Origin of the sequence: Bacillus sp. AR13-1 (genome assembly GCF_008042285.1) — a bacterium.
Classification (GTDB): Bacteria; Bacillota; Bacilli; order Bacillales; family Bacillaceae_G; genus Bacillus_A; species Bacillus_A mycoides.
In genome coordinates, this window is the sequence record NZ_QNUA01000010.1 from 263,799 (window position 1) to 277,622 (window position 13,824).

General features: G+C 35.6%; 17 protein-coding genes. 4 read left to right on the plus strand and 13 right to left on the minus strand.

Features of this window, described 5'->3' with window-relative positions; all coding sequences use genetic code 11:
• Positions 1–97: 97 nt before the first annotated feature.
• A complete protein-coding gene (glcT, locus tag DN408_RS09395) occupies positions 98–946 on the minus strand; it encodes a glucose PTS transporter transcription antiterminator GlcT (protein ID WP_002033914.1) in 849 nt (282 codons plus the stop codon).
• Between the two features lie 165 nt (positions 947–1,111).
• Between glcT and DN408_RS09400 the strand changes: the two genes are divergently transcribed.
• A complete protein-coding gene (locus DN408_RS09400) occupies positions 1,112–1,930 on the plus strand; it encodes a Cof-type HAD-IIB family hydrolase (RefSeq protein WP_002167724.1) in 819 nt (272 codons plus the stop codon).
• 73 nt (positions 1,931–2,003) lie between these two features.
• On the opposite strand, the gene phnF is transcribed toward DN408_RS09400, so the two are convergent.
• The 6 genes from phnF to DN408_RS09435 form a co-directional block, all read right to left on the minus strand.
• Positions 2,004–2,735 (minus strand): phosphonate metabolism transcriptional regulator PhnF, encoded by a 732-nt coding sequence (gene phnF / locus DN408_RS09405; RefSeq protein WP_078172874.1) that lies wholly within the window; start codon positions 2,733–2,735, stop codon positions 2,004–2,006.
• Positions 2,665–3,453 carry a glucosamine-6-phosphate deaminase gene (gene nagB, locus DN408_RS09410; protein WP_002033913.1) on the minus strand — a complete coding sequence of 263 codons (789 nt, stop codon included), beginning with the start codon at positions 3,451–3,453 and terminating at the stop codon, positions 2,665–2,667. Before nagB ends, phnF begins: the two co-directional genes overlap by 71 nt.
• A gap of 4 nt (positions 3,454–3,457) precedes the next feature.
• Entirely contained in the window at positions 3,458–4,600 is a 1,143-nt protein-coding gene (gene nagA, locus DN408_RS09415) for an N-acetylglucosamine-6-phosphate deacetylase (RefSeq protein ID WP_002088433.1), read from the minus strand.
• Between the two features lie 206 nt (positions 4,601–4,806).
• Entirely contained in the window at positions 4,807–5,709 is a 903-nt protein-coding gene (locus DN408_RS09420) for a ComEC/Rec2 family competence protein (RefSeq protein ID WP_002143023.1), read from the minus strand.
• A gap of 78 nt (positions 5,710–5,787) precedes the next feature.
• A complete protein-coding gene (gene scpB / locus DN408_RS09425; protein ID WP_012261645.1) occupies positions 5,788–6,360 on the minus strand; it encodes an SMC-Scp complex subunit ScpB in 573 nt (190 codons plus the stop codon).
• 156 nt (positions 6,361–6,516) lie between these two features.
• Positions 6,517–7,260, minus strand: coding sequence for a segregation/condensation protein A (locus DN408_RS09435; RefSeq protein WP_002143025.1), 744 nt, complete (start codon positions 7,258–7,260; stop codon positions 6,517–6,519).
• A gap of 169 nt (positions 7,261–7,429) precedes the next feature.
• On the opposite strand from DN408_RS09435, the gene DN408_RS09440 reads away from it, so the two are divergent.
• Both DN408_RS09440 and DN408_RS09445 read left to right on the plus strand, forming a co-directional pair.
• A complete protein-coding gene (locus DN408_RS09440) occupies positions 7,430–7,525 on the plus strand; it encodes a YjcZ family sporulation protein (protein WP_000510194.1) in 96 nt (31 codons plus the stop codon).
• Between the two features lie 99 nt (positions 7,526–7,624).
• Positions 7,625–8,143, plus strand: coding sequence for a DUF309 domain-containing protein (locus DN408_RS09445; protein WP_078177781.1), 519 nt, complete (start codon positions 7,625–7,627; stop codon positions 8,141–8,143).
• A gap of 19 nt (positions 8,144–8,162) precedes the next feature.
• Here DN408_RS09445 and ribT read toward each other — a convergent pair whose 3' ends face one another.
• Together ribT and DN408_RS09455 are read right to left on the minus strand one after the other, a co-directional pair.
• Complete coding sequence (gene ribT / locus DN408_RS09450) at positions 8,163–8,531, minus strand: GNAT family N-acetyltransferase RibT (protein ID WP_000908403.1); 369 nt, start codon at positions 8,529–8,531, stop codon at positions 8,163–8,165.
• 485 nt (positions 8,532–9,016) lie between these two features.
• Positions 9,017–9,454, minus strand: a complete 438-nt coding sequence (locus tag DN408_RS09455) for a peptidylprolyl isomerase (RefSeq protein WP_000853785.1) — start codon at positions 9,452–9,454, stop codon at positions 9,017–9,019.
• Positions 9,455–9,641: 187 nt separating this feature from the next.
• Between DN408_RS09455 and DN408_RS09460 the strand changes: the two genes are divergently transcribed.
• Positions 9,642–10,508: a DUF1002 domain-containing protein gene (locus DN408_RS09460; RefSeq protein ID WP_002014912.1), complete on the plus strand. Its 867-nt coding sequence runs from the start codon at positions 9,642–9,644 to the stop codon at positions 10,506–10,508.
• Positions 10,509–10,539: 31 nt separating this feature from the next.
• Here the strand turns inward: DN408_RS09460 and DN408_RS09465 are convergent, their stop codons facing one another.
• The 4 genes from DN408_RS09465 to spoVAE all read right to left on the minus strand — a co-directional run bounded on the left by DN408_RS09465 (position 10,540) and on the right by spoVAE (position 13,823).
• Entirely contained in the window at positions 10,540–11,343 is an 804-nt protein-coding gene (locus tag DN408_RS09465) for a Cof-type HAD-IIB family hydrolase (RefSeq protein ID WP_078177780.1), read from the minus strand.
• A gap of 95 nt (positions 11,344–11,438) precedes the next feature.
• Positions 11,439–12,911 carry a spore germination protein SpoVAF gene (gene spoVAF, locus DN408_RS09470; RefSeq protein WP_002143032.1) on the minus strand — a complete coding sequence of 491 codons (1,473 nt, stop codon included), beginning with the start codon at positions 12,909–12,911 and terminating at the stop codon, positions 11,439–11,441.
• The gene (spoVAEA, locus tag DN408_RS09475) at positions 12,898–13,467 is read right to left on the minus strand and encodes a stage V sporulation protein SpoVABEA (protein WP_002088445.1); all 570 of its coding nucleotides are present in this window, start codon (positions 13,465–13,467) and stop codon (positions 12,898–12,900) included. The genes spoVAF and spoVAEA overlap by 14 nt, the downstream gene beginning before the upstream one ends.
• Before the next feature lie 5 nt (positions 13,468–13,472).
• Positions 13,473–13,823 (minus strand): stage V sporulation protein AE, encoded by a 351-nt coding sequence (gene spoVAE, locus DN408_RS09480; protein WP_002014916.1) that lies wholly within the window; start codon positions 13,821–13,823, stop codon positions 13,473–13,475.
• Position 13,824: the final 1 nt, after the last annotated feature.

Sequence of the window (13,824 nt, forward strand, 5' to 3'; positions counted from 1 at the left end):
TTTTGTATAACTTTGCAATAGTTATTATACATAACTATTGTAAGCGATTCAATCATTTTTTTTAACGTTTTCATTTTAGACAAAAATATATGTCTTTTTACACATGTTCTGCTTTCACTAATCGTTGTAAATGCATCGTTAAATAAATACTCTCCGCTTCATAAACAGGAAGTTGTAATTCGTTCTGCATTACTTTGACTAGCTTCCACGCCAAATTGTAACAAACTGGATATTCTAATTTTAATAAATCAGCAAAACTTTGTGCTTCTTCTACTTTTTCTCCTTTTTTCACCCGTTCAATAGCATATTGTAAATGGCGAATAAGGCGTAAATAATGAATGCTTTCTTGGTCTAATGTAATTTGTAGGTTTGTCTCAATTAAAGACACAAGTTGTGCAATAAGACGAGAATTTTGATTAACAGAAGATAAATCAGAGTTTGTAAGCGAGCTATAAATATGGAGTGCGATAAAGCCAACTTCTCCTTCTGGCAATGTAATTTGCAAACGAGAATTTAAAAGTTTCACAACTCCTTCAGCAATTTCATATTCCTCTGGATATAGCATTTTCGTTTCAACTAAAAAAGGATTATCTATTGTAAGTCCTTGTTTCAGCCTTTTAATTGCAAAAGAAATATGATCTGTTAAAGCGATATGAATATGTTCATTTAATGGAGACTCCGCTTTTTCTTGAATGTATAACATAATATCATTCATCAATTCAATTAGCTTTTCACTCACATGCGGCACTAAAAGTTTGTATTGTTCTCGATCACGTTCATTTTTTAAAACAAACATTTTCTCAATTTGTTCTTGCTCCAACACATCTTCAGCCTTTTTTCCAAATCCAATTCCTTTACCGATCACTACTACTTCCTCGTGTTCAGGATGGCTAGCAATGATGACATTATTATTTAAAACTTTTTTAATTTCTAGATAATTACTCATATAACACCACCCTCGTACTTAAATAGCCTACTTTTATGTTACAGAACATTCTTCTTTGTCGTCAATGTAAAACATCTACCATTTGATAAAAATTCATTTTTTAGACATGTTTGTATATGATACGTATAATGTAAGAGCAACTGTACATAGAAAGGAGATAGCAACATGATTAAAATGTTTGTAAGTGATATTGACGGTACAATGATGCAGCATGGAGGTCTGATTGATGAACAGGATGTTGCGGCACTTCGCAGTCTTGCTGAGCAAAATGTTATTCTTTGCTTCGCTTCTGGACGACTTGATAATGAAATCGCAGACTTAATGAAAGCTGTAAATACAAATTTCCATCGTATTAGTGTAAATGGTGTGTTTGTATACACTAATGAAAATAAGCAACTATTATCCGCAAATTTTGATTCCAGCATTCTTCCTGATTTACTAGCTATGACAAATCAAGACCCTTATTTCCGTTATGTAAGTGATGAGCATAATTACTATATTGAAGAAAAGACACCTTTTATTCATGAACTCGAAAAACAAGTAGCAATGACTTCTGTTGAAGAACCAAATTTATTACAGAAAATCGATGATACAATTTTTCCAAATAAAATTTCTATCGGTGGAACAAAGGAAAACTTACAACTCCTTCAAAAAAAGATCGATGAAAAATTCCATGGAAAAGTTAGTACTTTCATTTCAGCTGAACAATGTTTAGATGTAATGCCACCAAATATTAGTAAAGGTTCTGCTATTTCTGTTTTATTACAAGAGTTTCAAATACAACCAGAGGAGGTTGCGTGCATAGGGGATTCTTACAATGATATCCCAATGTTTTCCTTAACTCCCCATAGTTTTGCTATGTCTCAAGCTGATGATGCGGTAAAAGAGCACGCTCACTATGTAGTAGATACTGTCAAAGATGCCGTTAACCAAGTACTTGTTTATAATGAAGAAGCAAATAAAAATACGACTCGATCCTTATAAGGATGAGTCGTATTTTTATTTCTTTACATGTTGAAAACATCAAAGTTCACTGTACTTCACAAACTGAAATATATTACTTGTTACGTGCGATGTTCGTAATAAACTTGTAACGATCCCCACGATAAATACATTTCACATACTCTAACGGTAACTCACCTTCTGAATATGACCATTGACGCATTACAAGTACAGGCGCCTTTTTAGGAATATGCAGATGTTCAGCTTCATTATCCGTTGCAATTGAAGCTTCAATTGATTGAGTAGCGCGAACAAGCTTAAAGCCCAGTTTTTTCTCTAAATGTTCATATAAAGATTGTTGTAATATTTCTTCGTTAATATCTTTCACAAGAGTTGGCGACAAATATGTCGTCTCAAATGCAATCGGTTCGTCATCAGCTAAGCGCGTACGCCTCACTTCATAAACCGATTCTCCCTCTTGTATTCTCAGCCGGTCTGCTATTTTAGCAGTAGCTGGAACTAGGCGGAAACTTAATAACTGGCTGCTCGGTTTCATACCACGAGATATCATATCTTCTGTGAATCCCGTCATTCCTTGCAACTTTTGCTCCACTTTCGGAAGTTGGACGAACGTTCCAATCCCACGTTTCCGGTATAAATAACCTTGTTCCACTAAGTTATTAATCGCCTGTCTGATTGTCATACGACTCACTTCGAACTTATCACAAAGTTCATTCTCAGACGGAATTTTATCTCCCGGCTTCCATTCGCCTTCCTCAATTAGCTGTTTCACCCACTCTTGAATCTGATAATAAATCGGAAATGGTGAATACTTGTCGATGTTCATCAGCAATCGCCTCACTGCATAAAGATAGAGCTTCTGGATCTGCGATTACGGTTACATTCGGATGACGTTGTAAAACTGTAGCAGGACACGCCTCACTATATTCACCTTGCAATAATTCTTTAATAGCTTCTGCCTTTTTAGATCCCATAGCAACAAGTAGAATTTGTTTCGCTTTCATAATACTTCCAATTCCCATTGTAATCGCATGAGTCGGCACATCTTCTTCATTTTCAAAGAAGCGAAGGTTTGCTTGGCGTGTAGATTCTGTTAATTCTACAATGTTAGTTGGAGAATTAAATGGTGTTCCTGGCTCATTAAATCCGATGTGACCGTTTTCACCGATTCCAAGAATCTGTAAGTCAACTGGGTTAGCTACTAGAATGCCTTCATAACGCTTGCACTCTTCCTCTAAATCACTTGCCATCCCATTCGGTACATAAGTTTGTTTAAATGGAAGATGATCAAACAACTGTTCTTGCATGAAATAGTGATAGCTGTTTTTATCTTCGTGTGGTAAATTTACGTACTCATCTAAGTTTACAGTGGTTGCATGACTTGTATCAAGTTTATTTTTTCGCATTTCTGCATAAATACCTAATGGAGAGCTTCCTGTAGCCATTCCTAATGTTGGATTTTCTTTTGATTTTACAACCTCTTTAATTAACTTATAACCTGCTTCTGCTAATTCTTCTGGAGTTTTTACAACTAGAATATTCATCTAATTACTTCCCTTCCTTCATATGAATTCCTAAACGAACCGTATCATATACATGTAATTCTTCAGTCATAACAACAAAGTCTGCATCTTTACCTACTGCTAATGCGCCTTTATTATTTAATCCAAATTCTTCTGCTTGGTTAACTGATGTCATTAACACTGCCTCCTCGATTGAACATCCTGTAAATTCAATTACATTTCGGAAAGCTTGATCCATTTTTAAAATACTACCAGCTAACGTTCCATCTTCTAATCGGGCACTGCCATCTTTTACATGTACTGGCTGTCCGCCAAGCTCATATAATCCTTCTTCAAGACCTTTTGCACGCATTGCATCTGTAATGACACTTACTTTTTTCGGTCCTTTTAATTTATATGCTAATTTCACCATATCAGGGTGAATGTGAATACCATCTGTAATTACTTCAACCATTACATCTGGATTTAATAACACATGACCAACAACTCCTGGTTCACGATGATGTAGTCCACGCATTTGATTGTATAAATGTGTTGCATGTGTAATTTTTCTATTTTTCAGTTGTGCATCAATTGCATCTGTATGCCCCATTGTGCCAACAACACCTGTTTCAGCAAGATACTGTTCAAACTCTAACGCACCTTCTTCTTCCGGTGCATATGTTACTAATTTAATTAAATTACCGCTTGCTTCCTGCCATTGTTTAAATTGCTCGATACTCGCAGGAACAATATGTTCAAGTGGTTGTGCACCCGCACGTTTTTTTGAAACATATGGTCCTTCTAAGTGAATATATTCGAAATGTGCTCCTTTGTCTTTCGCTTCCTTCGCAGCACTTAGCGCCGCTTCAATCGCTTCTGGAGCTTGTGTCATTGTTGTTGGGAAGTAAGTTGTAACTCCTTCTTTTAACATTTCTTTACCAAGAGTTACTAATCCATCGCTATTTGCATCCATCGCATCAATATCGTATCCACCATGAATATGAACATCAATCATACCTGGAATCACAATCTTTCCTGCCACATCTAACACAGTTTCATTTTCTTGTGATACATATTGAGCCATCAAACCAATTTCTTTAACTGTTTCTGTGTAACGAATAAATCCGTTTTCCACTACTTCTTTACCTGTATAAATTTCGGCATTGATGACAACTTGCGTTTTCATTTTCATCGACCCTTTCCCATGAAATACCTACTTATTATTATTACCTTATTCGCCTAATTCCATCTTAATATACACACAAGTAGTTGTCTATACATTCTAATGAAATTTCCTCTTCGTTCAGCGAAAAAAGGAAATTGATTTCTTTTTCATTCTAATATATATTATCCATTTTTACCAAAATGGATAATAACCTCTTATATAATTAGTTACTTAAGTAATGGCATAAGACCGCTTGCCCCCATAGTAATATGTTCACCATCTGTTTCTATTTCCACAGTTCGCTTGTTTGTTCCATATATCATTATACCACGCTGTTTTAATCGTCTTACTACACTCTGATGAGGATGCCCATACGGATTTCTACTCCCGTACGAAAGAATAGCGAATTGTGGATCTACTTTTTTTAAGAATGTTTCACTCGTTGAAGTATACGAGCCATGATGCCCAACTTTTAATACATCTGCATGTACATCAAATTGCTTTAATATTTCATTTTCCGTCCGTATATCAGCATCACCCATTAATAAAAAGTCCGCTTTACCATATCGAATCTTTAACACAATTGAGGACTCGTTATTCTCGTCTTTCGATTTACCATTGTTTAATACTTGTATAGAAACATGTGGATCTAACGGTATATATTGTCCTTCCTTCACTGAAATGAAAGGTATACCCCTTTTTTTAATATTATTCCGATACGTATGATAAGTAAATGAACTATATGTTTTTCCACTATCTAATACGAGTGAAACCGGCATTTGTTCTACAATTGGAATAAGCCCCCCTATATGGTCCATATCAGGATGAGTACTTACAATCACATCTAAATGATTAATTCCTTTTTCAATTAGTTTTTGAATAATAACCTCTCCCGCTTCATAAGGGCCCCCATCTATTAACATCGTTTGACCATTTGGCAATGTAATAAGTGTCGCATCACCTTGTCCAACTTTTAAAAAACTCACTTTCATTTTACCAAAATGTTGCCGATGCATATGTATAGAAGACGCAGTATGAATAGACATCATATATCTTTTAGCCGATGCGCTGTTTAACGAAAAACATAATAAAACAGAAACCAACAATAGAATACTCCGTACACCTTTCATAACTCGTCTCCTTTTTTCATTTAGTATGGCACGCTCTGTAATTGATATACAAAAAAAGCTTAGCAAAATGCTAAGCTTTTATTTTGATAATTCCTGTAAAGAACCAAAGAACAAATCTGCTTCATTCATTTGTTCATTTTCTTCCGAAAGAGGTGGTAAATCATCTAATGTTTTCAATCCAAACGTATCTAAAAATTCTTTCGTCGTTCCGTATAAAATAGGGCGCCCTGGTCCTTCCGCTCTTCCCGTTTCTTTTATAAGTAAGTGTGAAACTAACGTTTGTAATGCCTTGTCCGTTTTCACACCTCTAATCTCTTCCATTTCTGTCCTTGTAATCGGTTGACGGTACGCAACGATTGCCAACGTTTCAAGAGCTGCTTGAGAAAGTGAAGCCGCGGTTGGAGTATCTATTAATTTTTGATAGTACGAAGCATGTTCTTTCTTTGTTGCAAAACGATACACTTTTGCATATTGTACAATTTGCAAACCGCGATTCGATCCTTCGCATTCTTTTTGCATTTCCTCTATACTGTTTAGTACTTCTTCCACTTCAACTTCCAGAACTTTAGCTATCTGTTCCGGATAAATCCCTTCGTCACCTGCAACAAATAAAAGCCCTTCAATAATCGCTTTTTGTTCTTTTCTATCCATTTTACGAACTCCTTCCTCCTATTTCCCATAAAAAACACACATAAAAAAACCGAATCACAGTAAATGCGTTCGGTTCAATATTTCTTCTCTCGTTCCAAACGATACATTAAAACCTAACATGAGATAAAATATTTCTATCCCCTCTTCACATCAACTCTATACGGATTTATTAGAGCTTGATACGAAAATTTCATCAAAATTATGTTCCTGCTCAATTATGATTTGTTGATTTTTCATTAGCTCAAGAACCGCTAAAAATGTTACAACCATTATTTCACGTTCTTCATCAGCAAACAAATCATAAAAGCTTTGACGACCGCCTCTTACTTCTAACTGTTGTAGAATATCAGTCATTCGCTGTGCAATTGGTATTTCTTGGCGAGTAATTCGCGTTGTTACGGGGGTTTTTGCTTTTTTACGACGCATTAGCTTTTGAAATGCCGCTAACATATCATATAACGTAACATCAAGAGGTAAGCTTGTCTCCTCTTCTTGTTGAAATGATGTAAAATCAATTGGCGGACGTGTATATAGCTGTGCTCTTTCTTGTTCTCTTTCTTTTAACTCAGTAGCAACTTGCTTATATTTCTTATATTCAATTAACCTCTCCATCAATTCTTGACGAGGATCATCTATAAAGTCTTCACCGTTATCAGGTACATCTTCTTCTTGTTTCGGTAACAACATTTTACTTTTAATTTGTAATAACGTTGCAGCCATTACTAAATACTCACTGGCAACATCTAATTGTAATTCTTTCATCGTATGGACATAAGATAGATATTGCTCTGTAATTTTCGCTACAGGAATATTATATATATCAATTTCGTAACGATTTATTAAGTGTAACAATAGATCTAAAGGCCCTTCAAAAGCCTCTACTTTAAAATTATACTGCACAAAGCATCCCACCACATTTTTTCTATAACACCATAAGTATAGAGCATACTCATGTTCTATCCAACCTTTTTAAGAAATTTAATTAAAAATAGACCTATGCCCATGTCATAATGCCCACCGCTTCATATGATAACAATGTAGTAAGAACAATGTAGGAGGTCAAAAAACTATGGGTCACGTTGATTGCGGTTTTAGCGGTGGGTTCGCATTACTTGTTGTACTGTTCATTTTACTAATCATTGTAGGAGCAGCTTGCTTCTGCTAATAGGACGCAATAAAGCGACTAGGGATATTTCCCTAGTCGCTTATTGTTAATATTTCTATGATAAACTGTACATATAACCGTTAGACAGGAGCGAATAAAATGTATCCTACCGAGTACATACAATTTTTAATTCATTTTCACGGAGACTATGATTATTTTGAATGTCATGAAATATTAGAAGAGTATTGGAAATTAAAACCTAGAGGAGAACGCGACAATTACTTAGTCGGTCTCATTCAAATTGCTGTTTCCTTATACCATCACAGACGATCAAACTGGAATGGTGCAGAGAAGATGATAAAAAGCGCAATAGCACTTTTAGAAAAGAACAGTACATCTTTACATCAATTAGGAATAGATCATAAACAACTTATGTTCTTATTAAATGAAAGATTACACTCTATCCACAAAAAGGAAATTTTCGCGCCGTTATTTTTACCCTTATTAGACGTATCGTTAGAAAAACAATGCATACAGTTATGTAAGAAACAAAACCTCTCTTGGAAAGATGTGAACATCATTCCTGGTGAATACATCATAAGTAAGCACACATTGCGTGATCGAACAGAAGTCATTTCTGAACGACACGAGCAACTACAAAAAAGAAAGCAGAGATAATAAACACTTATCCCTGCTTTCATGAATGTATATTTTGTTCAAGCTCTTTACACTTTTTGCAAAAACTTGCTGTTTGCTCATTTCCGCAAATTGTAAACTCAAGAAATTTACTCTTAAGCTCTTGAACCATCTTCGTCCCAATCCCCATATGACGGTGAGACGGATTCACGCTCAAATGCTGAATTTCCAATACCTGATCTTCTTTTTTTATAATCCCCATTATCCCAACAAAATCTTCATTTTGTTTCCACAAATACAATTGCCAATCCTCTTTCGCTTCATATTCTTTCATTGTCAATTGTAATGTTTTTACATCTTTTTCAGTTGGCATAAATGAAAGAAGCCCCATTGCAATTTTTTCATAACTTTTTTTAAAACGAATTAACATAACCCTTATCCCTTCTTACAAAAGTTACAAACTATTTATCCCCTCAATCACTCTTTTCATATCACATTCATTCTACAATATTTTTACCAGAGTGAGAAGGGGCTGAAACAACTTGATAATCATACAAAGCGTTAAGAAGAAAGTCAAATATATGTTTCCACGCTATTTCTTTCTATTACACCGCTCAAAAAAGAGACAATACTATATAGGAACTAAAAGGAAAATCCCTTTCTCATCACATTTCACTTATTAACCACTTTTGAACAAAGTAGTTCTACCAAAAGCAATATGTTAAGAGAAATACATTTATTGAAGCATATAATTCGTACTCCATCCTATGTATTTTGTTAAAAGTTTGTTCTCATGAACAATATAATTTAACGTTAGTAGCCGTCCTATTTGTGTCATATACTTTAAAATATATACCAATCCCTGTTTATAGGAAATAAAAAAAGAGAGCAAAATCGCTCTCCTTTTCTCGTAACTTATTCTTCCCAAACTTTAACTTCTTTCATTACATCGCCTTGACGCATGTTTAATACTGTTTCAATACCGCTTGTTGCTTTACCGAATACAGTATGTACGCCATCTAAATGCGGTTGTGGTTCATGAACAACAAAGAATTGGCTACCACCTGTATTACGGCCAGCATGTGCCATAGAAAGTGAGCCAACAAGATGTCTATGAGGATTTCCATCAGTTTCACATGGGATAGAGTAACCTGGGCCACCTGCTCCTGTGCCTGTTGGGTCTCCACCTTGGCTTACGAAACCAGGAATAACGCGGTGGAATGTCACACCATCATAAAATCCTTGCTCTGCTAATTTTTTAAAGTTTTCTACTGTTTTTGGTGCCTCTTCTGGGAAAAATTCTAAATCGATTTTTTCGCCATTTTCCATTAATATGTATCCTAAAGTTTTCATATGTATATGTCTCCTTTCAACTATCTCAGCACTATATTACCATATTCATGACGAGAAACAAAAAGAATCCGACAATCTGCATACTTCTTTTTTGAAATGTGGAAGAAGCTAGGTGACAAATAAGAAAAATATACTATAATAACTGTGTTGCCCGAAAATTTAAGAAAGAGAAAGGGAGCGATTTTTCGTGAAAACGAAATTACTAGCTCTGCTATTAGCTGTAGCCGTATTTATTATGCCAACAGCTTCATTTGCAGACATCATTGAGGGAGAATCAATTGTTACACTAGGAGAAAACTTATCTGAACAACAGAAACAAGATCTTTTGAAAGAAATGAAAGCACCAAAAGATGCACAAATTATTACTGTATCTAATGCGGAAGAACATAAATTTCTAGAGGGCATCGTTCCAAAAGCGCAAATTGGTACGAGAGCTATTTCCTCTTCTATGATTACATACACAAAACCAGGGTCAGGTCTCATTGTACGCTCAAAAAACATTAATTCGATAACAGATGCAATGTACACAAATGCACTTATTACAGCAGGTGTGAAAGATGCAGAGATTCAAATTACTGCACCATTTAAAGTTTCAGGAACTGCTGCTTTAACAGGTTTAATGAAGGCCTATGAAACAACATCAAACAAAGCCATTCCTGAAGAAGTAAAAAAAGTAGCCAATGAAGAAATGGTACAAACAGCCCAGCTTGGTGATAAAATCGGCGAAGAAAAAGCAGTTCAACTTGTTGCAAAAATTAAAGAAGAAATTGCAAAAGAACAGCCAAAAACAACTGAAGATTTACGTACATTAATTAAAAAAATTGCTGATCAACTCGGTATTACATTAACAGATGAACAGTTGGATAGCCTAGTAGCGTTATTTGATAAAATGAAAAATCTTAATATCGATTGGAACCAAGTTGGTAGCCAATTAGAGAAAGCAAAAGACCATGTGTCTGCCTTCTTAGGATCTGAAGAAGGGCAAAGTTTCCTAGATAAAGTAAAAGATTTCTTCTCTAGTATCATTGATTTCGTTAAATCTTTATTCAAGTAAAAAAGAAGCTCGCCAGTGACGAGCTTCTTTTTTATACAAGTAACGGTAATTTCATAATAGCTTCTTCAACCGAACGGACAACATAATTTGATTTCTCCTTCACATACGGATGAGCATGATGGAGGGTGAAGGAGTGCGGGGTTACTTCAAACATAGAAATATCATTGAAAGAATCTCCAATACATGCAACTTCATTTGCTTCAATTTGTAAATGTTCCATTAATCGCTTCAGAGCGCTTCCTTTACTTACACCTCTTGGCATAATGTCAACATATCGCTTACCCGATATAAAGACTTCCGCTTCGCTATGAAATGTATCTCTCAACTCTTGATCTAATGCTACAATTTTTTCTTCTTCGCCAAAAACAAATAATTTCGCAGGATGTACAGTCTTCCCAAATTCCTCTTCTAACTCTTCGATTTCAGCAATATGCACTCCCATATACTCTTCAAAAGTATGGTGATGTTCATTCTTCCTTTTTGTATATCGCTGCTCATTTGCACAAACAATATCTGCTAGTCCCTTTTTATGTATATATCGATATATTTCCTGGGCAACCCCATCTTCAAAACTCGATTCATGAAATACTTTTCCATCCGGTAGTATCATTGTCGCTCCATTTAAACTAGTTGTGTAATACGGGAACGAAAACCTTTTTACCGCCTCATCAATTCGGTGAGTAAAACGGCCAGAGGCAAAACAAATATTTGTCCCGTTTTCAGCTAGCCAACAAAGCGCTCGTTCATCTTCTTTTTGCATATCATTCATATTGTAAACGAGTGTATCATCTAAATCACTTACAAATAGTTTAATCATGTCCTCTTCCCCTTCCATACACAATATCTACTCTAATTGTACAAAAAAAATGTTTGATTTTTGTTAAAAAAATAATAAATTTTCAATAAAAAATAAGCGGAGCATAATCCCGCTTATTTTTGTCTTCGCACATTTTGAGGTCTTACAATACTTGGACGAACCTTTAAACTAGACATAGTTGGACGAAGTAAAATTTTCGTTAACGCGCCCCAATCAAACGGTAAAAACGGCCATAAATACGGTGTTTGCAAGCTTTTTATAGATGTTAAAAATAGAATCAATATCGTCATTCCAATGACAAATCCCATTTCATGAAATATGCCTGTTAAAATAATGACAAACAATTTTCCTATCTTATTCCCAAGCCCTAGTTCATAACTTGGCGTAGCGTATGCTCCAATCATAGAAACTGCTACGTACAAAATAACTTCTGGTACAAACAAACCTACATCAATTGCAATTTGACCAATTAATATGGCAGAAATTAATCCTGCTGCCGACGACAATGATGTCGGTGTATGAATGGCAGCCATTCTTAAAAATTCGAGTCCGACTTCCGCCATCAAAATTTGTAATAAAATCGGTAAATGCGTCATCTTATTTGGTCCAATGAAAGCAAGACTTTCCGGTAAAAGAGTCGGATCAAAAACAAAAACTAGCCAAAATGGCAGTAAGAATAGCGAAAATATAACACCTAAAAAACGTACCCAACGTAAAAATGTACCTACAGCTGGATTTTGTCTAAACTCTTCTGCATGCTGTAAATGGTGAAAATATGTTGTTGGAGTGATCATAGCACTTGGTGATGTATCAACGAGTACTAACACATGTCCTTCTAACAGATGATTTGCTGCTACATCTGGTCTCTCTGTGTATCGGATAAGCGGGAATGGATTATAACCTTGTTTCACTACAAATTCTTCTACCGTTTTATCCGCCATCGTAATCCCATCTACTTCAATATTATTTAATTCTTGTTTTATAATCTTCACTAAATCCGGATTTGCAACATCTTGTACATATGTAATACAAATATCCGTTTGCGATCTATCCCCTACTCGAATCATTTCATTTCGAAGACGTGGATCGCGTATTCTTCTACGAATTAACGCTGTATTTACAACGATATTTTCAACAAATCCATCCCTTGCACCACGCACTACCTTTTCTGTATCTGGTTCTGTCGGTGTCCGGCCCGGATAACTACGAACATCTATTGCGAACGCTTCAGTTTCACCTTCCACAAATATAACAATGAGTCCTGATAATACTTGGAGCATTACATCATCCATCGTTTTTACTTTACTTACTTGTTGATGAATTAAACGATTCTCTAAAAGCTTTACTGTATCTTCTTCTACATCCCTTATTTCATTTGTATCCACCGCTTCTTCTAAAATAGGGATAATATAATTCGTATCACAAAGTCCATTTACAAATAACACACCAATTTCTTTATTTAAAATTTTAAATTTACGAATACCAACATCGTATGTAACACCAAGTCCAACTGTTTGCTTTAAATAATTTTCATTATCACTTAAAAAAGATGAAATCGGGATATTCACTTTTTTAGGCTTCGTCATAAAAGCCACTCCTTTCCAAAATTAATTGAATCGCCTTTCTAGTAATAGGTGATCCTCTCTCCCATTCATCATTTCCGCACATCTTGCCAATATCACCGACCCCCACTATGACAGGAACATTCAGACCATCTAAACAATAAATCGTATCCCCACTAATCCTGCCAATTTCACCATCTGGGAGTCCAAATTTATCAACGCCATATTCTGTCAAATTCCCATTCCGATCTACACTTACATCTACACGCGCCCATTCCCAATGATGTGTATTAGATGCTACTGCTAAAATACCGAGTACATCAACTTGTTTATGTGTTGCGACATACTTTAACGCCTTTTCACCAGATCCTTCTCCTATAAATCCGCTGTCATCAAACATGACAAATACAGGGTCATATGGCGTTTGCATAATAAGCTCAACAACTTTCTTCCCTGTCAATTTGGTCGGATTACTTTGCGATGCTGAAATACACCTCCCCCCAAATTCCTTTGTTAACAGCTCAATTGTCCGCTTTGCATATTCATCTCCATCTGTGACCAAAACAACCCTTCGTCTCATTTGATTTATCCTTTCGGTTTACATATAAGTGCAACAAAAAATGAAAATAATATCGCTGCTGAAATCCCCGCAGACGTTAAGCTAAACATACCGATTCCAATTCCTAAATATCCATGTTTTTCTGCCGCATGCATTGCCCCGTGCAATAGTGAGTGTCCAAAACTTGTAATAGGGACTGTTGCCCCAGCACCTGCAAATTTTATAAGCTTATCGTACAATCCGAATCCGTCTAAAATAGCTCCGGCGACTACAAAAGTTGCCATTAAATGTGCCGGTGTTAACTTTGCGAAATCTAGCAACACTTGTCCAATTACACAAATAGCTCCTCCTACAAGAAATGCATATATAAAATCCACA